We start from the raw sequence: 22,591 nt of genomic DNA, 5'->3' as shown, positions 1-22,591 counted from the left end.
GCGTTCTTATATAGACATACACGAAACGTTGATATCATACATACACTTAATTAAATTATGTTTATTTAGAAAGTTGTATACAAAAATAGATTGCGGGAATAATAGGAACATGGAGGTGGAGAAATGGATGCAGCAGCTAAAGTACCTATAGAGGAAACGTGTATAGTATGTGAAGAATTAAAAAGTGAAGGAATTTACCTTTATGCATCTTTTGTATGTCGCTCTTGTGAGGAAGAAATTATAAAGACCGAAACTTCTGATCCTAAATATAAATATTATTTACAACAGCTACGAAAAGTTAATAAATCAGAAAAATAAATCCTAAGAGTTCCGTTTGTGGAGCTCTTATTTTATGTTTTTGAACTAAGATGATTATTATTTGATACACTAAATAAAATGAAAAATAAAAAGGATGATCATCAATGAAACATATACATAAACAAACACCTTTATATGATGCGTTAGAAGCATATCGTAATGAAAATCCTATATCTTGTCATGTACCAGGCCATAAGAATGGTACTGTTTTTCAAGAAAAGGGAAAGCTTATCTTTCAGCAATTATTACAAATAGACGCAACCGAAGTAGAAGGGCTAGATGATTTACATGCCCCTGAAGGAGCTATTTTAGAAGCTCAGCAACTTCTGGCTCAATTGTATAATGCACAAAAAAGCTATTTTCTTGTAAATGGCTCTACATGTGGAAATTTGGCGATGATTTTAGGGAATTGCAGAGAAGGAGATATTGTACTTGTACAAAGAAACTGTCATAAATCAGTATTACATGCCTTGACATTGGCTAAAGCTACTCCTATCTTTTTACGAACTAATATAAATGAAGAGTGGGGAACGGCTGAGGGAATATCTGTAAGCACTGTTCAGAAAGCACTACAAGCTTATCCGAAAACAAAAGCTATTATTCTTACTTATCCTAGTTATTATGGAATAGGCGATAATATAGAGGCTATTATTTCATTAGCACATAAAAATCATGTAACAGTGCTTGTTGATGAGGCGCATGGAGCTCACTTTATTGGACGTGAACCATTTCTTAAAAGCAGTTTAGCATATGGAGCTGATTATGTTGTTCAATCAGCACATAAAACGTTGCCTGCTATGACGATGGGTTCATACTTACATGTAAACCATGCCGTGAACAATTATAGACATGTTGAAATGTATCTTCAAATGCTGCAATCTAGTAGTCCTTCTTATCCTATTATGGCGTCGCTTGATTTGGCTCGTTCTTATTTAGGTACATTAACTGATGAAGACTTGCTGTACACGAAGACAACAATTGAAGAATTTAAGAGAGAATTAAATGAGATTAGTGGAATACGAGTATTACAACATAAAAAGAATTCATATGATATTTTGAAAGTAACTGTTCAAATAGATGATGCGTATACTGGTCATCAATTACAATCTGCTCTACAAAGATACGGTATATACAGTGAATTAGCAGATATGAAAAACGTTTTGTTAGTTTTACCAATCCTAAAGGTTGGACAGACTTTCTCATATGACAGAATAGTTTCAGGTATGAAGGATGCTGTATCACTGTTAAAGAAAATTAATAAAGAGAAGCAAGTTCGTCCTACTATGTTAGATGAAGTAGAGGAGCTTACAGAGTTAGAGCTATCCTTTGAGGAAATGTTGAATAGGGAAACAAAGAGCGTACCTTTTTTCCAAGCAATCGATTGCATTATAGCTGAAACGATTGTTCCATATCCTCCCGGTATACCGTATATGATGAAAGGCGAGAAAATTACTAAAAAGAAAATCGCCAATCTAGAACAAATGATTCAGTCAGGTACAAAATTTCATAGTAGTAGTTGCCTAGATGAACGCAATATCATTGTATATGTATAAAAAACAGTGAATAAATATTGTATACTTAAGATTAGACATGATTATTGGAGGTACATCCATGAAACGCGGGATTTTTATTACAGTTGAAGGACCAGAAGGAGCAGGTAAGTCCACAATTCTTGGTCTATTACACGAAAAATTACAGCAAGAAGGTTACTCTCTTTTATTGACGAGGGAGCCAGGTGGCATTTCTATATCTGAACAAATAAGAGAAGTAGTATTAAATAAAGATAATACGACGATGGACGAACGAACAGAGGCTTTATTATATGCGGCTTCTAGGAGACAACATTTAGTTGAGAAAGTAGAACCAGCTCTAAGTGAAGGTGAAATTGTTTTATGTGATCGATTTATTGACAGTTCATTAGCCTATCAGGGACATGCACGTGGATTGGGTATCGATGAAGTGTATCGTATTAACAAGTTTGCTATTGATGATACAATGCCTGATTTGACATTATACTTTGATATTGAGCCTGAAGAAGGTTTACAACGAATTCATAAAAATGATGATCGTGAAGTAAACCGTTTAGATATGGAGAATTTGTCTTTTCACCATAAAGTTCGAGAAGGCTATCATCTGTTGGTAGATCGTTTTCCAGAGCGAATTAAAGTAATTGATGCTTCAGACGATATTAGTAAAGTACTTGATCAAACATTAAAAGTAGTGAAGCATTTTATCCATAAACGAAATGTATTATAAGGTAATAAATTATAATATAGGAAAAATAAGAAAACTTTTTCAATCATTGCTATAATAGAAGTATATAAAAAGCGAGAACAGTGAAAAGGAGATGTTAACCATGAAAATGATTATTGCTGTAGTTCAAGATAAGGATAGTCATAAATTATCAACAGCTTTAGTAGAACATAATTTTCGGGTAACAAAGCTCGCAACAACAGGCGGTTTTCTTAAATCAGGGAACACAACTTTTATGATTGGTACAGAAGAAATTCGTGTGAATAAATGTTTACAAATAATAGAAGAAAACTGTCAATCTCGAGAGCAGCTTGTTGCACCAATTTCTCCAATGGGTGGTAATGCAGATTCGTATGTACCATACCCTGTTGATGTAAAAGTTGGAGGCGCAACTGTATTTGTTCTACCAGTTGAGCAGTTTCACCAATTTTAATGATATATAAGAGGTGTATGCATGAAGATTAATCAAGATATTCCTGTTAAGTTAGATAAAGTTCCTAAAGAACCAAAGTCTTCAACTCCTGGAAATGTTCGCTTTTCCGCTGTCGTTCATAAGCAAGATCAAAAGATGCAATTTGAAGCGCTAAATAAGCTGTTAGTTAGTATTGAAGGAGCAGGAGAGCGACTTGAACGTTCTCGTACATTTAAGGATTTAGCAAAATACAAAACGTTAGTTAAAAAATTTGTTAAAGAAGCAGTCAATTTCGGAATGGAATTGAAACAATCGCAAAGTTGGAACCAATATGGACAAACTAGAAAGCTAAAGACCGTTAATACAATAGATGAAAAGTTAGTTGAATTAACGGATCAAGTAATCAATAAAGAAAAAGATTCGATAACGATTCTTGGTCAAATTGGCGAAATTAAAGGGCTGCTTATTAATTTATATACTTAAGGTAGGAATAAGACATGATAAATACTTGGAATGAGCTAAAGGAAATACAGCCACTCGTATGTCAGATGCTTTCAAACAGTCTTGCTAAAAAGCGAGTGGCTCATGCGTATCTTTTCGAAGGTGAACGTGGTACAGGAAAGAAAGAAGCAAGTATTCTATTAGCTAAAAGCTTGTATTGTGAACAACTAGATGAAAACAATCAACCTTGCAATCACTGTGCAAACTGTCGAAGAATTTCAAGTGGAAACCATCCAGATGTACATCTTATTGAGCCAGATGGCTTATCAATTAAGAAAGATCAAATTCATCTATTGCAAGATGAATTTTCAAAGAAGAGCGTTGAATCAGAACGTAAGGTATATATTATTGAAGCTGCTGAAAAAATGACAGTACAGGCTGCTAATAGTTTACTGAAATTTTTAGAAGAACCTCTATCTGAAACAACTGCTATTCTCATAACTGAGCAGTCACAACGAATTCTACCGACAATTGTATCGAGATGTCAGATGATTACATTTCAACCTCTATCTTCAGAGCAAATAAAGAACCGATTAGTAGAAGAAGGTGTTGATATACAGACTGCTGCAATCGCTAGTCATTTGACGAATCACTTTGAAGAAGCTAGAGCAATAAGTTTTGACGATTGGTTTGCACAAGCTCAGCGAAAAGTGTTAAAATTATATGAAGTGTTGAACCAAAACTATATGAAGGGATTATTGTACCTTCAAGAAGAGTGGTTGGATCACTTTAAAGATAAGGAACAGATTGACCGTGGGTTAGATTTATTACTTCTTATATACAAAGATTTATTATATATTCAGTTGGACCAGAAAGATTCTATGGTGTTTCAAAATATGAAATTAGAACTTGAGAAGTCAGCCCTTCATCATAGTCAAAGAATGCTAGCTACTTATATGGAAGCGATTCTGGAGGCGAAGAGAAGGCTGATGTCCAATACAAATCCACAGCTAGTTATGGAGCAGTTAGTGTTGAATTTGCAGGAGGGATCATCCTTTGTATGATGTAGTAGGAGTCCGCTTTAAAAAAGCGGGTAAAATATACTACTTCGATCCGGGCGATTTCGATATTCCAAAGGATGAGTTTGTCATAGTAGAGACAGCACGTGGTGTGGAATTCGGAAGAGTAGTTATTGCTCGGAAACAAGTAGAAGAACATGATGTTGTGCTACCATTAAAGAAAGTGCTGCGAATAGCTGACGCGAAAGATCGACTAATTGTTGATGAGAATAAAAAAGCGGCTACAGAAGCTTACGAAGTTTGTGGTCAAAAAGTAGAAGAGCATGAATTAGATATGAAGCTAATTGATGTTGAATATACGTTTGACCGAAATAAAGTAATCTTTTATTTTACAGCGGATGGTAGAGTAGATTTTCGAGAACTTGTGAAAGATTTAGCTGCTATCTTCAGAACTCGAATAGAATTACGACAAATAGGGGTACGTGATGAAGCGAAGATGCTTGGTGGTATTGGTCCTTGTGGAAGAATGCTTTGTTGTTCGACTTACTTAGGTGATTTTGAACCAGTATCTATTAAGATGGCAAAAGATCAAAATCTATCATTAAACCCTACGAAAATTTCAGGGCTTTGTGGTAGATTAATGTGTTGTTTGAAATATGAGAATGATGAATATGAAACTGCAAAAGAACAGCTTCCTGATCTTGGAGAGATGGTAAAAACTCCGAATGGAACAGGCAAGGTAGTGGGGCTTAATATTCTAGAAAGAGTACTTCAAGTGGAACTAGTAGAACATGGAAGAGTATTAGAATTCACATTGGAAGAAATTTTAAATGAGGGAGCCGTTTCTATTCAAGCCACAGATTACTAAGGTGGTGAGCACGTGGAGAAAAAAGAAATTTTTGATTCGGTTAGTAGTATGGAGAAACAAATTGGTCACTTGTACAAGCAACTTGGGGAATTAAAACATCACGTTGCTGAGATTTTAGAAGAGAACAATATGCTTACGATTGAAAATGAGCATTTAAGACGTCGATTAGACCAACAAGTTCAGAAGAAGAAACAAGATGATATTCCAAAGAAAAAAGTTAAACAAGAAACGAAAGAGCAAAAAGGCTTCGATATTGGCGAAGGTTATGACAATCTTGCTAGATTATATCAAGAAGGTTTCCACATTTGTAATTTACATTTTGGAAGCCCTCGTAAAGAAGGCGATTGCCTATTTTGTTTATCTTTCTTAAATAAAAAATAATGAGCCTTCCCTTCACATGGAAGGTTTTTTTATGCTAAAAATAAGAGAGAAAAGTAAGATTTGAAAGTAGGCTATATAGCTACTATTTTATAAATGAGGTGCACGTTAAAAATATGTTAAAAGCAGATGAAAGATTAGACTATCTTCTTGCAGAAGAGTTGCGAATTATTCAAAGCCCTTCTGTGTTTTCATTTTCTCTTGATGCCGTATTATTAGCACGATTTGTAACTGTGCCAATTGTGAAAGGTCAGCTCGTTGACCTTTGTTCTGGTAATGGTGTTATTCCTCTCCTACTTAGTACGCGGACACGTGGAAAAATAGTCGGAGTTGAAATTCAAGAACGTTTATATGATATGGCTATTCGAAGTATTGAGTATAACCAGTTAAGTGATCAGTTAGAAATGATGCATCGAGATTTAAAAGGAATACCTAAGGAAATCGGTTATTCTAAATATGATGTTGTAACATGTAATCCTCCTTACTTTCCAACACCATCGGTTGAAGAAATCAATAAAAACGAACATTTTGCGATTGCACGACATGAAATTCTTTGTAATTTAGAAGATGTAATTCAAACAAGTAGCCAACTATTAAAACAAGGTGGAAAAGCTGCTTTTGTTCATCGACCAGGAAGGCTAATGGATATACTGACATTAATGAGGAAATACCGTATTGAGCCAAAAAGAATTCAGTTTGTACATCCGATGAGAGGTAAAGAAGCTAATACATTATTAATTGAGGGAATTAAGGATGGAAATCCTGATTTGAAAATCCTCCCACCATTTACTGTATATGATGAAAATAATGAGTATACAGCTGAAGCAAGAAAGATGTTATATGGAGAATAACCATTATATGTATGTACTAGAATGTAGTGATGGTACATATTATACGGGCTATACTAATCGTTTAGAAGAACGCATAAAAACCCATAATAGTGGAAAAGGTGCAAAGTATACACGTGGAAGAACACCTGTTACATTAATATATACAGAACGTTTTGAGACAAAAGAAGCAGCAATGAAAGCGGAATACCGTTTTAAACAATTATCTAGAGTGCAAAAAGAACTACAAATAAAAACAAATACAAAAGGACCTTCTTCCTCTGAAGAGTAAGAAGGTCATATATTATATAGGAGGCGAAGTTGGTATGTGGCAACAACATAGCTTTGCAAAAGAAGGAATAGAACCTGCGTTATATTTAGTGCCAACTCCCATTGGTAATTTAGAGGACATGAGCTTCCGTGCAATTCGTATCTTAAAAGAAGCGGATGTAATTGCGGCAGAAGATACGAGAAATACAAAGAAGCTATGTAACTATTTTGAAATAGATACACCTATTATTAGTTATCATGAACATAATAAAATGAGTAGCGGTAAGCTGGTTGTAGAGCGATTACAAGCAGGGCAAACGGTAGCATTAGTAAGTGATGCGGGGATGCCAACTATTTCTGACCCAGGATATGAGCTTGTGCAAGAAGCACTAGCTGAGAAAATTACTGTTATTCCATTACCAGGTGCGAATGCAGCTCTAACAGCACTAATTGCTTCAGGATTAGCTCCACAACCATTTTATTTTTATGGATTTCTAGAAAGAGGCTCTAAAAATAAAAAGAAAGAGTTAGAAAAATTAAAGTCGATTACATCGACATTCATTCTATATGAATCTCCTCATCGTTTAAAAGAGTCATTACAAGCTATGTTGAAGATATTAGGTAATCGTAAAATTGTGCTTTGCCGAGAATTGACCAAGAAATTTGAAGAATTTATAAGAGGCGATATAGAAGGCGCTCTTCAATGGGCTGAGGCTAATGAAATTCGAGGTGAGTTTTGCTTAATTATTGAAGGTGGTAGTGAAGCAGATGTTGCTGTTGTGGAACAATGGTGGGACGAGCTAACGATTATCGAGCATGTTAATGTCTATATTGAGGAAAAAGGCATGCAAAGCAAAGAAGCGATAAAACAAGTAGCAAAAGATCGCGATGCAAATAAACGTGATATTTATCATGCGTATCATGTGGAATAATCATAAAAAAACAGGTTATCTATTTAGATAACCTGTTTTTGGTCTAAACTTATTTTACTGGCTCAAGGTAATCATGAATTTCTTTAAGAAGTTGCTCAGCGCCTTCTTTACTTAAAATCAATTTACCATCAGCTAGTGATAAATTATTGTCTGAAACTTCACCAGTGATTTGGCAAGTCATGTTTGGTTTGTATTTCTTTAAAATAATGCGTTCGTCATCAACATAGATTTCTAGTGCATCCTTTTCAGCGATTCCTAAAGTACGACGAAGTTCGATAGGAATAACAACTCGGCCAAGCTCATCAACTTTACGGACAATACCTGTAGATTTCATATGTATACGCCCCTCTTATAGTATTTTGAATGGATCAAATTTAAACAATTTTCGTCATTATTCGACAAAGTTCTTATAATGCTTTAATAATACCAGCCATTCCCATATACGTCAATCTTTTTGTTATAATCCTTTAAAACCCAAACAAAAACCGCTATACCAAGGTTTTTTGGAACTTTCAAATAATATTTTTTAAAAAATACCGAAAAAAATTTTTGGAATTTCACAACGGAAAAGTGCAATCTTCGACAGAGTTCGACAAAATCTTTTTGGTGATATTGGAGAAGTAATCGGAGAAAAAATACATTTTTTTGTATTTCAGTAATAATTATACTATTTTGTTTAAAATATCGCAAAAATTCTAACTTAATTGTTAATTATGTAAACTTTCACCATTCAAGGTATAAATTATAGAATGAAAAGGTAATGCTGTCATTATAAATGCTCTAAATGTAATTTGTAGAGAGTTACAATCTTTTTATGGATGAATTGTTTCGTTTTCTTGCTATAATGGAAGAAGCGTTTTTATGTAGAAAAATACTTGACGGCACCGTTTATAGCACTACTGAATAGATGGGTTACTATAATTCATAAGATAGGTTCAACGCCTAATTTAAAGATAAAATTTTATGTTAAGCAGGAGGAAAAAATGAAGAATCAAAAACCATTTTTTATAACAACACCGATTTATTATCCAAGTGGAAAATTACATATTGGACATGCTTATACGACAGTTGCTGGTGACGCAATGGCGCGATATAAGCGTATGCGTGGATTTGATGTTATGTACTTAACTGGAACAGATGAGCATGGACAAAAAATTCAACGTAAAGCTGCTGAAGATGGTATTACGCCACAAGCATATGTCGATAATATCGTTAGCGGCATCAAAGACTTATGGAAGAAGCTTGATATTTCATATGATGATTTCATTCGTACAACGGAGGATCGTCATAAAGAAGTGGTAGCAAAAATCTTTCAACGCTTAGTAGATCAAGGAGATATTTACTTAGACCAATATGAAGGCTGGTATTGTACACCATGTGAATCATTCTTTACTGATCGTCAAGTAGAAGAAAGCAATGGGAATTGCCCAGACTGCGGTCGTTCTGTTGAAAAAGTAAAAGAAGAATCGTATTTCTTTAGAATGAGTAAGTATGCAGATCGTTTATTACAATTCTACGAAGAAAATCCAGAGTTTATCCAACCTGAATCACGTAAGAATGAAATGATTAATAACTTTATTAAACCAGGTTTAGAGGATTTAGCGGTTTCTAGAACTACATTTGATTGGGGTATTAAAGTGCCAGAAAATCCAAAGCATGTTATCTATGTTTGGATAGATGCACTAACAAACTATATTACAGCCCTTGGTTATGGTACAGATGACCAAAGTAAGTTTGAGAAATATTGGCCGGCTGATGTGCACCTTGTTGGAAAAGAGATTGTTCGTTTCCATACGATTTATTGGCCAATTATGTTAATGGCTCTTGATTTACCACTTCCAAAGAAAGTATTCGCTCATGGCTGGTTACTAATGAAAGATGGAAAAATGTCGAAATCTAAGGGTAATGTTGTTGATCCAGTAACATTAATTGATCAGTATGGATTAGACGCATTACGTTACTATTTACTTCGTGAAGTACCATTTGGTTCAGACGGCGTGTTTACACCAGAAGGCTTTGTGGAGAGAATTAACTTTGATTTAGCGAATGACTTAGGTAATTTATTAAATCGTACAGTGGCGATGGTCCAAAAATATTTCGGCGGTGAAATTCCACAATATACAGGTTCTACTAGTGAATTTGAAGAACAGCTTCTTAAAACAAGTAAAGAAACAGTTGTAAAATATGAAGAAGCAATGGAATCAATGGAATTCTCAGTGGCACTATCAAGCATTTGGCAATTAGTTAGTCGCACGAATAAATTTATTGATGAAACAGCACCATGGGTATTAGCGAAAGAAGAGAAAAATGACGAATTAGGAAGTGTTATGGCTCATTTAGCCGAATCTTTAAGAAGAACGGCTATTCTTTTAAAACCATTCTTAACACAAACACCTGAAAAAATCTTTGCTCAACTTAATATCCAAGATGAAGCTTTACAGTCATGGGATAGTTTAGCTAAATTTGGTGTAATTCCTGAAGGTACGAAAGTAAATAAAGGTGAACCTATTTTCCCGCGCTTAGAAATTGAAAAAGAAGTTGAATTTATCAAAGAAAAAATGCAAGGTTCTGCTCCTGCAAAAGAAGAGCCGAAGGAAGAAAAAAAGATCGAATTAGCGGACGAAATAACGATTGATGACTTTATGAAAGTAGATTTACGAGTAGCTGAGGTCATTCAAGCTGAACCTGTAAAAAAAGCAGATAAGCTTCTTAAACTACAACTTGATTTAGGTTTTGAAAAGCGCCAAGTAATTTCTGGTATTGCACAATTTTACAAGCCAGAAGAGTTAGTTGGAAGAAAGGTTATTTGTGTAACGAACTTAAAACCTGTGAAATTAAGAGGAGAATTATCCCAAGGTATGATTTTAGCTGGAAGTGAAGATGGCAAGCTAGCGCTTGCTTCTGTAGCTGAAGCATTACCAAATGGTGCGAAAGTAAAGTAATAATTCTTATGTAACAAAGTATTTCGAAAAGGAATGTTTCACGTGAAACATTCCTTTTTGAAATTCATGTTCTATTATAAAGGCTGTTCTATTAAAACGAGCTAGATTGATTTTTGATGGTATAACTAAATAAAAGCAGTATGTTGATTCGATAGAGTTGTACTTGCTCTTTTATAGTCGAAAAGATATATCCTTATATCTAAAAAGGGTAATTTGGTGTATGGATTTGTATAAAAAAGGTCCTTTTAATACGTTAAGTAATACAAATGACCTAGTTTTGTAATCAAATTGTTACCTAAATGTGAGACATGAAATCTGTATTTCATAATAAACTAGATGCTAGAGAGGAAGATTTTAAATGCTTTTTGATACACACGCACATTTAAACGCAGAACAATATGAAGAAGATTTAGAAGCAGTTATTGAACGAGCACAAGCTGAAGGTGTTTCAAAGATTGTGGTAGTTGGTTTTGATAAGCCCACTATTACGAAGGCTATGGAATTAGCTGAATCATATTCTTTTATTTACGCAAGTGTAGGGTGGCACCCAGTAGATGCTATTGATATGACTGAGGACGATCTTGTTTGGATAGAAGAGTTAGCTGCGCATCCGAAAGTTGTGGCTCTCGGTGAAATGGGATTGGATTATCATTGGGATAAGTCTCCAAAGGAAATTCAAAAGGAAGTATTTAGAAAGCAGATTGCGTTGGCAAAACGTGTGAAACTTCCCATTATCATTCATAATCGTGAGGCAACGCAAGATATTATGAACATCTTAAAAGAAGAAGGAGCTGAGGAAGTAGGAGGCATTATGCATTGTTTCAGCGGTAGCGCAGAAATAGCGAAAGAATGCATCAAGATGAACTTTTATATTTCCTTTGGTGGCCCAGTTACTTTTAAAAACGCTAAAAATGTAAAAGAAGTGGCAGCTCAAATTCCGTTAGATCGACTATTAGTGGAAACGGATTGTCCATACTTAACGCCACACCCATTCCGTGGAAAAAGAAATGAACCAGGCTATGTTAAGCTAGTAGCAGAACAGATTGCAGAATTAAAGAACCTTTCTTTCGAAGAAATTGCGAATATTACTACAGAAAATGCAAAAAAATTATTCGGCATAAACTGATAAAATATCGTGTCGAATAGTAAGAGTGGCTGTCTTTTGGCAATTGCATTCTGAAGATTTCAACAAAAAAAGCGGAACTTAGAAATACGTTTGTCGATAAGCCACTCTTTTCAAAGTAATAGAGTCTATGCATAATAATGAACTATGGTAAGTTAGCACAGTTATTTGACAGTAGGATTTGAAGTCTATATAATCACCGGAGAGGAAGGAGGGCTTTTTTCATCGTGATAAAAACATTGAAAAAAAGTTTTGCCAAACCTTTTAAACGAAGGACAATGGCTATTTACATTACTAGTTTCATAGTATTTTTAGCAGCTACCGGTATCTTGTTATATCAAGGTACAAAGAAAACCGTTGCACTTACGTTAGATGGTAAAGAGCAAGTTGTAACTACTCATGCATCTACGATCCAGGACTTATTACAAAATTTAAAGATTTCCGTTTCAAAGAATGATTATTTATATCCAGCAGGTGATACCAAAATTACGGATAAAACCGAGGTAACATGGAAGCCTGCAAAAGAAATAACGGTTATAGACGGTAGTGTTAAAAAAGCAATATGGACAACAAAAGATACAGTTGGTGAATTTTTAGAAGAGCAAAAGATACAGTTGAGAAATGAAGATAAAGTTTCTTCATCACTTGATACCACAATAAAAAATGATATGGACGTTTCTATTGAACGTGCTTTTCCATTACAAGTGGTAGATGGAGGAAAGCCTACACAGGTTTGGTCAACTTCGGCTACGGTCGCTGACTTTTTAAAGCAGCAAGGGATCAATATGCAACCATTAGACCGTGTTGAACCATCGCTAGAGACACAGATAAAACCGAATAGCGTTGTGAATGTTGTTAGAGTCCAAAAGGTCACCGATGTAGTGGAAGAACCAGTGAAATATAAAGTAATATCTCAAAAAGATAGCAGTCTTCCAAGAGGTAACGAAAAAGTTGTTACAGAAGGGAAAGAAGGCTTAGTATCTAATCAATATGAAATCATCAAGGAAAATGGTAAAGAAGTTAAAAAATCATTAAAGGCTACAAAAGTTGTGCGTGCATCACAAGATAAAGTTGTGGCTGTTGGTACAAAAGTCATTAATGATACAGTTTCAAGAGGTGAAGCGACGGGTGGACGTGAATTAACCGTAACCGCTACAGCTTATACAGCCTTTTGTAATGGATGCTCCGGTTTAACAGCAACAGGATTTGATTTACGTAACAATCCTAACGCAAAAATCATTGCAGTAGATCCAAGTGTTATTCCACTAGGTACAAAAGTATATGTGGAAGGCTACGGTTATGCTATTGCTGCAGATACGGGTGGGGCTATTAAAGGTAATAAGATTGACATTTTCTTCTCCAGCAAATCACGCGCTTACCAGTGGGGACGGAAACAAGTCAAAATACGTATTTTATGATAAAAGATACTTTGTATTAAAGCGGGGGAGAATTCCTCTGCTTTTTTTGTTAATTTTATAAGAAGGAGTATAATAATAAAGATACTTTATTTATTAGACGTATAAACAGATAAAAAGTTTCACTATTTCGGAGGAAAAATGAAAATTAAAGAAATTATTGTGGTAGAGGGAAAAGATGATACAACGGCTATAAAAAGAGCCCTTGATGCAGATACAATTGAAACAAATGGATCTTCTATTGGAGACGCTGTAATTGAACAAGTTCGTTTAGCGCAAGAAAAAAGAGGCGTCATCATTTTTACAGACCCTGATTATCCAGGTGAGCGTATACGTAATATTGTTTCATCAAAGGTACCAGGATGTAAGCATGCCTTTCTTCCAAAGGCAGAAGCTAGACCGAAGAATGGGAGAGGTATAGGTGTAGAACATGCTTCGACTGAGGCCATTCGACTAGCTCTTAAAGAGGCACAAGTATTAAAAGAAATATTTCAAGAAGAAATTTCTCCACAAGATCTTATGGATTGTGGTTTAATAGGCGGTGCGGGTTCAAAAGCCCGAAGAGAAAAACTAGGTATTAAATTAAGAATCGGTTATACAAACGGAAAACAGCTTTATAATAGGCTGAATATGTTTCAAATACCAAAAGAAGACTTTATACAAGCAATGAGAGAAATAATTCAGGAGGAACACGATGCATAAAGATATTGCTACTCCCATTCGAACGAAAATGATTTTAGAGAAATACGGTTTTTCTTTTAAGAAAAGCTTAGGTCAAAACTTTTTAATTGATACGAATATATTACATCGTATTATTGATTTTGCAGGTTTAGACCAGGAGAAAAGCGGAGCAATCGAAATTGGTCCGGGAATTGGTGCGTTAACAGAACAATTAGCGAAGAGTAGTAAGCGAGTTGTAGCATTTGAAATCGACCAACGCTTATTACCAATCTTACAAGATACACTTTCTCCTTATGAACATGTAAAGGTGATTCATAATGACGTGCTAAAAGCAGATGTTGGGAGCGTTATTGAACAAGAATTCCAAGGTATTGATGATTTAATGGTAGTAGCCAATCTGCCTTACTATGTTACGACACCAATTATTATGAAGCTATTAGAGGAAAAGCTACCGATTAGAGGTATCGTTTGTATGTTACAAAAAGAAGTAGCTGATCGTATTTCCGCGAAGCCTGGTACGAAGGAATATGGTTCTTTATCGATTGCTATTCAATATTACACAGAAGCTGAAACAGTTATGATTGTGCCAAAAACGGTATTTATTCCTCAACCAAATGTAGATTCAGCTGTTATTCGATTAACCAAAAGAGAGAAACCTCTAGTAGAAGTAAAAGACGAAGACTTCTTCTTCACTGTGACGAGAGCAAGCTTTGCTCAAAGACGAAAAACATTGCAAAACAATTTAACAAGTCAATTGAAAAACGGTAAAGAAAAGAAAGAGTTAATTTTAGCAGCACTTGAACGCGCTAATATTGATCCGAAACGTCGTGGAGAAACGTTATCCATTGAAGAGTTCGGGCGTTTAAGTGATGAATTAGTAGCGGATTTTAAATGATAGCCGTTAGCTCATTGGGACACTTCACATCTTTATCGCTGAATGCATAGGTTATGAAGAAGGCGAAAGTGGCAAAGTAACGAAATCTTTGTCAGAGGTGAAAACGATGAGTATAGGGATTCATGATATTGTAGGACGTGTCAGCTATGGCTGTGACGTATTATTTCGTGTTATTCAAATAAAAGAAGAGAATGGAAAAACGATTGCCATTCTTTATGGTGAAGATATTCGACTTGTTGCTCATGCTCCTTTGGATGATTTAGTAAAAGTCAATGAGAGTGAAAGAAGTGCGCGGAAGCAAAAGAATGAAGAAATGGTTCGCCATTCTTTACAGCTTTTCTCTCAAGACCGCGAGCTACTTGATCAAAAAAGGCGTTTTGAGGTGAGTGATGGTTATAGACAACAAGGCGATTATTTCCAGATACCGGGAAAGGTATTGCATTTAGACGGGGACCCTTCTTATTTGAAAAAATGTATGGACGTGTATGAAAAAATCGGCATACCTGTAAAGGGTCTTTATTGTAATGAAAAAGAGATGCCTAGCCGTATTACGGAACTGCTAGAAATGTATCGACCTGATATTCTAGTTGTAACAGGACACGACTCTTATTCAAAGTCTAAAGGTAAAATGATTGATATTAATGCATACCGTCATTCGTGGCATTTTGTTCAAACCGTACGAGAAGCTCGCAAGAAAATTCCACAGCTTGATCAACTTGTCATTTTTGCTGGAGCGTGTCAATCTCATTTTGAATCATTAATTGCAGCTGGAGCAAATTTTGCAAGTTCTCCTTCTCGCGTTAATATTCATGCACTTGATCCTGTGTATATTGTAGCTAAAATTAGTTTTACGCCTTTCATGGAACGTATTCATGTTTGGGATGTATTACGGAATACGTTAACGGGTGAAAAGGGAATTGGTGGCATTGAAACAAAGGGTGTGCTACGGACGGGTATGCCATATAAATCAATGGAAGAAGAAGTATAAGGAAGCTGTCTCATTTTGAGGCAGCTTTTTTTACAGTGTCTAACCTTACACCTGCTATGCTCTGAAATAGACTGGCTTATTTCTGCCGCATAGCTCTTTTAGGATTGGGTGAAAATCAAGGAGCATAAACATCAATCCAAAAAGACCAGTGATGATTTTTCTTATTTACATAATTACCAATAAAATGGTTAAAATAAAAATGTATTAAGAAATAGAAATTTATTGGTTAAAACCATTGACAAGTAAAAATATAAATTGATATAATTTTATATTTTGTTTGACGGTTTGTCCCAATATGTGATATACTACACTTAGTGAGGTGGACCGAAAATGCCAAAAACTTTAGCTGATATTAAGAAAGCCTTGGATTCCAATCTTGGAAAGAGGTTAGTTTTAAAAGCAAATGGCGGTAGAAGAAAGACAGTGGAGCGTTTTGGAACGCTAGCAGAAACTTATCCTTCTGTATTCGTTATTGAGCTTGATCAAGATGAGAATGCATTCGAAAGAGTCTCCTACAGTTATGCAGATGTTCTTACAGAAACTGTACAGTTAACCTTCTTTGACGAAACAGCAGGACAGGTAGCTTTAAGCGGACAGTAAACTTTTGTTTACTGTCTTTTTTATGCTCTAAGAAAGTATGTTTAGCCTTTGACCGATTTAAATGAACGTTATATTAAAAAAGAAAATTCATCCATTAAAAAGGATGAGTGACGGTTTTTCGTAAAAATGCACATACTATCATTGTTGCAGCATGAATAAAGGAGTGGTTAACAAATGGCTAGAAAAGGAATTATGTCAGATCGACTTAAAGAAGAGATTGCAAAAGAGCTTGGGTTCTACGATGTTGTCCAAAAGGAAGGCTGGGGAGGTATTCGAGCTCGTGATGCGGGTAATATGGTGAAACGAGCAATTGAGATTGCTCAAAGTAATCTGGCTGGCAAAGATCTCTAACATTCGTTCTAAAAAAGTTTCGTGTAAAGTCATGCTCATAATAAAATCATGCTGACAATACTTAAGGTGTTCCACATGTGGAACACCTTTTTTGCCAAGACTCACTTACATATTTGCGCGTAAAAAGATTAGATTATATATATTATTGGATATAACTCTATACAAGAGATAATGAACGTTCTATTTTGTTAGAGATTTGTTCTTTTTTAGAACAACTTTAAAAAATGCACGCGTAAAAAATAGATATGGTAAAATAGGACAAGAACTTTTTAAGAACGTAAAGTAGGTGGATTGTTGTGAAGTTAATGGAGAAAGCACCAGCTAAAATTAACCTTGCTCTTGATGTGCTTTATAAAAGGCCAGATCAATATCATGAAGTAGAAATGATCATGACTACTGTTGATCTTGCTGATCGTATAGAGTTGGAAGAAAAGAATGAAGATGAAATTAAAATCTTTTCACATAATCGCTATGTGCCGGATGATGAAAGGAATTTAGCCTATCAAGCGGCGGCATTATTGAAAAGACGTTATCATATAAAAAAAGGCGTTGGCATCACGATTGAAAAGAATATTCCTGTAGCAGCTGGGTTAGCTGGAGGAAGTAGTGATGCAGCGGCTACATTAAGAGGATTAAATAAACTTTGGCAGTTAGGTTTAAGTTTAGACGAATTAGCTGAGATTGGCTCAGAAATCGGTTCAGATGTTTCTTTTTGTGTGTACGGAGGAACGGCACTTGCAACAGGAAGAGGAGAAAAAATTAAGCATCTAACAAGCCCACCTAAATGTTGGGTGGTTCTTGCTAAACCAGTAATGGGGGTTTCAACTGCAGATATTTATAAAAGATTGGATATTAAAGAGGTAAAGCATCCTGACATCTCCAGCATGGTAGATGCTATAGCTCATAATGATTATCAAATGGTATGTAAGAATGTAGGAAATGTATTAGAACAAGTTACTCTGTCTCTGTATCCAGAAGTATCGAATATTAAGAAGCAAATGAAAAAATTCGGTGCAGATGCGGTATTAATGAGTGGTAGTGGTCCAACGGTATTTGGATTGGTTGAGTATGATTCTAGAATGCATAGAGTATATAACGGATTACGTGGCTTTTGTGAACAAGTTCATGCTGTTAGATTGTTAGGCGAACAGTCTACTCTTGAATAAACACGTATATTAAGTTACTATAATTATAATAATATTCGGATTTAAGGAGGGTTGACGTTGAAGTTTCGTAGAAGTGAACGACTTGTGGATATGACAAATTATTTATTAGAAAATCCAAATCAACTTGTTCCGCTTACTTTTTTTGCAGAAAGATACGGTTCAGCTAAGTCTTCAATAAGTGAAGATTTAACGATTATAAAAGAAACGTTTGAACAACGTGGTATTGGATTATTAATGACTGTTCCAGGAGCGGCTGGAGGAGTGAAATATATTGTAAGAGCAAATAAGGAAGAAGCGGTTCAATTCATTGAAGAATTGTGCGGAATTATGACAAAACCAGACCGCCTATTACCTGGTGGTTATTTATATATGAATGATATTTTAGGTAACCCACATATGATGGACAAAGTAGGTCGTTTGATAGCTTCTGCTTACGCTGATAAGCAAGTAGATGTCATCATGACGATGGCAACAAAGGGAATTCCTATTGCTTATGCTGTAGCAAGTCATTTAAACGTTCCTGTCGTTATTGTACGACGCGATAATAAAGTAACGGAAGGCCCAACGGTTAGCATTAATTATATTTCTGGTTCATCGAAACGCATTCAAACGATGCTGTTATCGAAGAGAAGTCTAGAGGTAGGATCAAAGGTGCTTGTTGTGGATGACTTTATGAAAGCGGGAGGCACGTTAAATGGTATGATTAGCTTATTGGAAGAGTTTGATGCTACTGTATCGGGGGTTGCGGTCTTGATTGAATCGGAAGATACGGAAGAGCGCTTAGTAGACAATTATCTTTCTTTATTAAAGCTAGCAGAAGTAGATGTTAAAGAAAAAAAGATACATGTAGCGCAGGGAAATTACTTTAACATGACGAATTAAAGGGAAATAAGGGAGGAATTTTTTATGAAAGTTGTATTTACACCAGACGCTCCGGCGGCAATTGGTCCATATTCTCAAGGAATTGTTGTGAATAATATGTTCTATAGCTCAGGTCAAATACCTTTGACGGCAGAGGGGACATTAGTAGAGGGTAGCGTCCAAGACCAAACACATCAAGTGTTTAAAAATTTACAAGCTGTATTAGAAGCTGCAAACGCTTCATTTGATACTGTTGTAAAAGCAACAGTTTTCATTAAAAATATGGATGATTTTGCAGCAATAAATGAAATATACGGTCAATATTTTGTTGAACATAAACCAGCAAGATCATGTGTAGAGGTAGCACGTTTACCTAAGGATGTATTATTAGAAATTGAAGTAATAGCGCTAGTTAAATAAAGAACTATGTAACATCACGAAAAAAAGGTGAGTATTTACATATGTAATGCTCACCTTTTTTGTGATATAAATATACTGAAAATTTATAATAAACAAATAACAAAATGTGTTACATGTCTAAAAAAACATGTAAAATCTTACTGTTTTTGGCCTATTTTATTTATTTTTCTATTAAATTGAAAAAATATTGAAAATTTTTTCAAGTTTAGAAGGATTATGAATATTTTTGTTGAATTTAATTTAGCATAAGTTTTTATTAATTGAAGGTGGTGAACACGATGGAAGTAACTGACGTAAGATTACGCCGCGTTAACACGGATGGCCGTATGAGAGCAATCGCATCCATTACTTTGGACAATGAGTTTGTTATTCATGATATTCGTGTGATTGATGGTAATAATGGTTTATTTGTAGCGATGCCGAGCAAACGAACTCCAGACGGAGAATTCCGTGATATTGCTCACCCAATTAATTCATCCACTCGAGGAAAAATTCAGGATGCTGTTTTAACAGAGTATCATCGTCTTGGTGAGGTTGAAGGGTTAGAAGAAGTGGAGTTAGAAGAAGCAGGCGCTTAATTCAAATCTATTAACCGAACAAGCAACAAGAGCACTTACTTCTTAAGTAAGGCTCTTTTTTCTGTGTTTAAAAGTTTCTGGCATTTTATCTAAACACAGTGTTCTTCTAGTCGGAACGCTAGTTACTTATACTATTTTATTTGAACGGAAATTATAAGTTCAATGGTTCACTTTATACAAAAAGGTGAAAATCTGTTACTATTAAACTGTGATTGAATTGTTTAAATTCTCTTTATTTTTAGCGGAATATACTGTTTCTTCCAATAGTAAATATCTTACAAAATAGCACAAATTTAAGTCGATTCTTGAAAACGTCAGTTATTTAAGATATATTTTATAAGGATATTTATGAAAGTAATCTATACAATGTACGGAATATAGATAATACACAATGTAGGGAGGAACGTCATGAGTAATCGTTTTGCGATCGTTTTAGCAGCAGGACAAGGAACTAGAATGAAGTCAAAACTATATAAGGTTCTTCATTCTGTTTGTGGAAAACCTATGGTTCAACATGTACTTGACCAAGTTTCAGCACTACAAGTAAAGGAAACAGTTACTATTGTAGGCCATGGAGCGGAAAAGGTTCAGGCACAATTAGGAGACAAATGTGGATTTGCACTTCAAGCTGAGCAATTAGGAACAGCTCACGCTGTTATGCAAGCTGAGTCTTTATTGCAAGGTAAGCAAGGTACAACATTTGTTATCTGTGGAGATACTCCGTTAATTAAAGCTGAAACAATGGAAGCCTTAATTAAGCAACATGAAGCACAAGGAGCTAAAGCATCTGTATTAACTGCTTACTTGGAAGATCCTACTGGTTACGGACGAATCATTCGTAACAAAGAAGGATTTGTCGAGAAGATTGTTGAGCATAAAGATGCTACTGAAGCAGAAAAGTTAGTAACAGAAATCAATACAGGAACGTATTGTTTCGATAATCAAGCCTTATTTGAGGCTCTTAAAAAAGTATCAAATGATAATGTCCAAGGTGAATATTACTTGCCAGATGTTATCGAAATATTAAAATCTGAAGGCGAAATTGTGACGGCTTATCAAACAGCTGATTTCGAAGAGACTTTAGGTGTAAATGACCGTATTGCTTTATCAGAAGCTGAAAAGATTATGAGAAAGCGAATTAATTTTGAGCATATGAAAAATGGCGTTACTTTAATTGATCCAGAGCAAACGTACATTGAAGCTGATGTAACGATTGGTCAAGATACGATTATTTATCCAGGAACAATCATTAAATCAGGTACGACTATTGGAAGTGATTGTGAAATAGGTCCCAATACTGAAATTGCTCAGTGTGAGATTGGGGATTCAACAGCTATTCGTCAATCAGTGGCGCATAATAGTAGTATTGGTTCTCATGTTAAGATTGGACCATTTGCTCATATTCGCCCACAATCGCAAATTGCGGATGAAGTGAAAATCGGTAACTTTGTTGAGATCAAGAAATCTGTCTTTGGTCATGGAAGCAAAGCTTCTCATTTAAGCTATATTGGCGATGCTGAAGTAGGTAGTGATGTAAACATCGGTTGCGGTTCTATTACTGTAAATTATGATGGTAAAAATAAATTTCTGACAAAGATTGGCGACGATGTATTTGTTGGCTGTAATTCTAATCTAGTTGCGCCGGTATCTGTTGGAGATGGAGCGTATATTGCTGCTGGATCGACAATTACAGAAGATGTACCAGGCGAGGCACTAGCTATTGCTCGTGCACGTCAAGTGAATAAAGAGGATTATGTAAGTAAATTAAATTTTAATAAATAACCATTGGAGGTTCACCATGTCAAATCAGTATCTTGATCCGAATTTAAAAGTGTTCTCACTTAGTTCAAATCGCGGATTAGCAGAAGAAATTGCAAAAGTAATAGGGGTAGAATTAGCGAAGTGTTCTGTAACACACTTTAGCGATGGAGAAATCCAAATCAACATCGAAGAAAGTATTCGTGGTTGTGACGTATTTATCATCCAATCTACAAGCCAACCTGTTAATGAACACTTAATGGAATTATTGATTTTAATTGATGCATTAAAACGTGCGTCTGCTAAAACAATTAACGTTGTAATTCCTTATTACGGTTATGCACGTCAAGATCGTAAAGCGCGCGCTCGTGAGCCGATTACAGCTAAATTAGTTGCAAACCTTATTGAAACTGCTGGTGCACACCGTGTCATTTCTTTAGATTTACACGCACCACAAATTCAAGGTTTCTTTGATATTCCAATTGACCACTTAATGGGTGTGCCAATTCTATCAGATTACTTCGAGAACAAGAACTTAGACGATATCGTTATTGTTTCACCTGACCATGGTGGTGTAACTCGTGCACGTAAAATGGCTGATCGCTTAAAAGCTCCAATTGCAATCATTGATAAGCGTCGTCCAAGACCAAACGTTGCAGAAGTTATGAATATTGTTGGTAATATTGAAGGTAAAACAGCAATTCTGATTGATGATATTATTGATACTGCGGGAACTATTACATTAGCTGCAAATGCACTAGTGGAAAATGGTGCTGCAGAAGTTTATGCTTGCTGTACGCATCCGGTTCTTTCAGGTCCAGCGATCGAACGTATCAAAAATTCAAAAATTAAAGAATTAGTTGTTACAAATTCTATAGGTCTTCCAGAAGAGAAGAAATTTGACAAATTGGTTGAACTTTCTGTAGCTCCATTACTTGCAGAGTCTATTATTCGTGTATACGAAGATCAATCAGTAAGTGTATTATTTGATTGATAATAGGAAAAGCGGCTTTCATCTGAAATGGAAGCCGCTTTTTGGCATTACTTAAAGCAAGAAGAAAAAATGGTATAACAAGTGATTACAGCAAGAAACTG

At 35.3% G+C, this 22,591-nt stretch carries 26 protein-coding genes; 25 read left to right on the top strand and 1 reads right to left on the bottom strand.

The window, feature by feature from the left end; genetic code table 11:
• The first annotated feature begins 123 nt into the window (after window positions 1-123).
• The 11 genes from TX86_RS25505 (at window position 124) to rsmI (ending at window position 7,718) form a co-directional block, all read left to right on the top strand.
• Entirely contained in the window at window positions 124-318 is a 195-nt protein-coding gene (locus TX86_RS25505; protein ID WP_042353302.1) for a sigma factor G inhibitor Gin, read from the top strand.
• Between the two features lie 104 nt (window positions 319-422).
• Window positions 423-1,871 carry an aminotransferase class I/II-fold pyridoxal phosphate-dependent enzyme gene (locus TX86_RS25500; protein WP_042353301.1) on the top strand — a complete coding sequence of 483 codons (1,449 nt, stop codon included), beginning with the start codon at window positions 423-425 and terminating at the stop codon, window positions 1,869-1,871.
• A 58-nt stretch (window positions 1,872-1,929) separates the two neighbouring features.
• Window positions 1,930-2,574 (top strand): dTMP kinase, encoded by a 645-nt coding sequence (gene tmk / locus TX86_RS25495; RefSeq protein WP_042353300.1) that lies wholly within the window; start codon window positions 1,930-1,932, stop codon window positions 2,572-2,574.
• Between the two features lie 100 nt (window positions 2,575-2,674).
• A complete protein-coding gene (gene darA, locus TX86_RS25490; protein ID WP_042353298.1) occupies window positions 2,675-3,004 on the top strand; it encodes a cyclic di-AMP receptor DarA in 330 nt (109 codons plus the stop codon).
• Window positions 3,005-3,025: 21 nt separating this feature from the next.
• The gene (locus TX86_RS25485) at window positions 3,026-3,466 is read left to right on the top strand and encodes a YaaR family protein (RefSeq protein ID WP_042353296.1); all 441 of its coding nucleotides are present in this window, start codon (window positions 3,026-3,028) and stop codon (window positions 3,464-3,466) included.
• A 14-nt stretch (window positions 3,467-3,480) separates the two neighbouring features.
• Window positions 3,481-4,488 carry a DNA polymerase III subunit delta' gene (gene holB / locus TX86_RS25480; RefSeq protein WP_042353295.1) on the top strand — a complete coding sequence of 336 codons (1,008 nt, stop codon included), beginning with the start codon at window positions 3,481-3,483 and terminating at the stop codon, window positions 4,486-4,488.
• On the top strand, window positions 4,481-5,311 hold the full coding sequence (locus tag TX86_RS25475) for a PSP1 domain-containing protein (protein WP_042353293.1): 831 nt from the start codon (window positions 4,481-4,483) through the stop codon (window positions 5,309-5,311). Before holB ends, TX86_RS25475 begins: the two co-directional genes overlap by 8 nt.
• A gap of 12 nt (window positions 5,312-5,323) precedes the next feature.
• Window positions 5,324-5,692 (top strand): DNA replication initiation control protein YabA, encoded by a 369-nt coding sequence (gene yabA / locus TX86_RS25470; RefSeq protein WP_042353291.1) that lies wholly within the window; start codon window positions 5,324-5,326, stop codon window positions 5,690-5,692.
• Window positions 5,693-5,805: 113 nt separating this feature from the next.
• Entirely contained in the window at window positions 5,806-6,540 is a 735-nt protein-coding gene (locus tag TX86_RS25465; protein WP_042353290.1) for a tRNA1(Val) (adenine(37)-N6)-methyltransferase, read from the top strand.
• Window positions 6,530-6,808, top strand: a complete 279-nt coding sequence (locus TX86_RS25460) for a GIY-YIG nuclease family protein (protein WP_042353288.1) — start codon at window positions 6,530-6,532, stop codon at window positions 6,806-6,808. Before TX86_RS25465 ends, TX86_RS25460 begins: the two co-directional genes overlap by 11 nt.
• 34 nt (window positions 6,809-6,842) lie before the next feature.
• Window positions 6,843-7,718 (top strand): 16S rRNA (cytidine(1402)-2'-O)-methyltransferase, encoded by an 876-nt coding sequence (rsmI, locus tag TX86_RS25455; protein ID WP_042353287.1) that lies wholly within the window; start codon window positions 6,843-6,845, stop codon window positions 7,716-7,718.
• Between the two features lie 49 nt (window positions 7,719-7,767).
• On the opposite strand, the gene abrB is transcribed toward rsmI, so the two are convergent.
• Window positions 7,768-8,058 (bottom strand): transition state genes transcriptional regulator AbrB, encoded by a 291-nt coding sequence (gene abrB / locus TX86_RS25450; RefSeq protein ID WP_195892952.1) that lies wholly within the window; start codon window positions 8,056-8,058, stop codon window positions 7,768-7,770.
• Window positions 8,059-8,671: 613 nt separating this feature from the next.
• Here abrB and metG point away from each other — a divergent pair.
• The 14 genes from metG to TX86_RS25375 all read left to right on the top strand — a co-directional run bounded on the left by metG (window position 8,672) and on the right by TX86_RS25375 (window position 22,490).
• Window positions 8,672-10,660, top strand: coding sequence for a methionine--tRNA ligase (gene metG, locus TX86_RS25440; RefSeq protein ID WP_268258277.1), 1,989 nt, complete (start codon window positions 8,672-8,674; stop codon window positions 10,658-10,660).
• 358 nt (window positions 10,661-11,018) lie between these two features.
• Entirely contained in the window at window positions 11,019-11,786 is a 768-nt protein-coding gene (locus TX86_RS25435; protein ID WP_042353280.1) for a TatD family hydrolase, read from the top strand.
• A gap of 275 nt (window positions 11,787-12,061) precedes the next feature.
• On the top strand, window positions 12,062-13,201 hold the full coding sequence (locus TX86_RS25430; protein WP_042353307.1) for a ubiquitin-like domain-containing protein: 1,140 nt from the start codon (window positions 12,062-12,064) through the stop codon (window positions 13,199-13,201).
• A gap of 138 nt (window positions 13,202-13,339) precedes the next feature.
• On the top strand, window positions 13,340-13,900 hold the full coding sequence (rnmV, locus tag TX86_RS25425) for a ribonuclease M5 (RefSeq protein ID WP_042353279.1): 561 nt from the start codon (window positions 13,340-13,342) through the stop codon (window positions 13,898-13,900).
• The gene (rsmA, locus tag TX86_RS25420; RefSeq protein ID WP_042353278.1) at window positions 13,893-14,774 is read left to right on the top strand and encodes a 16S rRNA (adenine(1518)-N(6)/adenine(1519)-N(6))-dimethyltransferase RsmA; all 882 of its coding nucleotides are present in this window, start codon (window positions 13,893-13,895) and stop codon (window positions 14,772-14,774) included. The genes rnmV and rsmA overlap by 8 nt, the downstream gene beginning before the upstream one ends.
• 106 nt (window positions 14,775-14,880) lie before the next feature.
• Window positions 14,881-15,762: a sporulation peptidase YabG gene (yabG, locus tag TX86_RS25415; protein WP_042353277.1), complete on the top strand. Its 882-nt coding sequence runs from the start codon at window positions 14,881-14,883 to the stop codon at window positions 15,760-15,762.
• 330 nt (window positions 15,763-16,092) lie between these two features.
• On the top strand, window positions 16,093-16,362 hold the full coding sequence (gene veg / locus TX86_RS25410) for a biofilm formation stimulator Veg (RefSeq protein ID WP_042353274.1): 270 nt from the start codon (window positions 16,093-16,095) through the stop codon (window positions 16,360-16,362).
• A gap of 174 nt (window positions 16,363-16,536) precedes the next feature.
• A complete protein-coding gene (locus TX86_RS25405) occupies window positions 16,537-16,713 on the top strand; it encodes a small, acid-soluble spore protein, alpha/beta type (RefSeq protein ID WP_042353272.1) in 177 nt (58 codons plus the stop codon).
• A gap of 296 nt (window positions 16,714-17,009) precedes the next feature.
• Entirely contained in the window at window positions 17,010-17,879 is an 870-nt protein-coding gene (ispE, locus tag TX86_RS25400) for a 4-(cytidine 5'-diphospho)-2-C-methyl-D-erythritol kinase (RefSeq protein ID WP_042353271.1), read from the top strand.
• A 57-nt stretch (window positions 17,880-17,936) separates the two neighbouring features.
• Window positions 17,937-18,761, top strand: a complete 825-nt coding sequence (gene purR, locus TX86_RS25395) for a pur operon repressor (protein ID WP_042353270.1) — start codon at window positions 17,937-17,939, stop codon at window positions 18,759-18,761.
• Between the two features lie 24 nt (window positions 18,762-18,785).
• A complete protein-coding gene (locus TX86_RS25390) occupies window positions 18,786-19,160 on the top strand; it encodes a RidA family protein (RefSeq protein ID WP_042353269.1) in 375 nt (124 codons plus the stop codon).
• Window positions 19,161-19,438: 278 nt separating this feature from the next.
• Window positions 19,439-19,738: a septation regulator SpoVG gene (gene spoVG / locus TX86_RS25385; protein ID WP_042353267.1), complete on the top strand. Its 300-nt coding sequence runs from the start codon at window positions 19,439-19,441 to the stop codon at window positions 19,736-19,738.
• Between the two features lie 408 nt (window positions 19,739-20,146).
• A complete protein-coding gene (glmU, locus tag TX86_RS25380) occupies window positions 20,147-21,520 on the top strand; it encodes a bifunctional UDP-N-acetylglucosamine diphosphorylase/glucosamine-1-phosphate N-acetyltransferase GlmU (protein WP_042353265.1) in 1,374 nt (457 codons plus the stop codon).
• Window positions 21,521-21,536: 16 nt separating this feature from the next.
• Complete coding sequence (locus TX86_RS25375) at window positions 21,537-22,490, top strand: ribose-phosphate diphosphokinase (protein WP_042353264.1); 954 nt, start codon at window positions 21,537-21,539, stop codon at window positions 22,488-22,490.
• Window positions 22,491-22,591: the final 101 nt, after the last annotated feature.

It is taken from the genome of Bacillus massiliigorillae (genome assembly GCF_000380245.2).
GTDB lineage: Bacteria > Bacillota > Bacilli > Bacillales > DSM-1321 > Bacillus_AD > Bacillus_AD massiliigorillae.
Note: the sequence above shows the minus strand (reverse complement) of the source record. Positions and strands in the feature narration are given on the sequence as shown.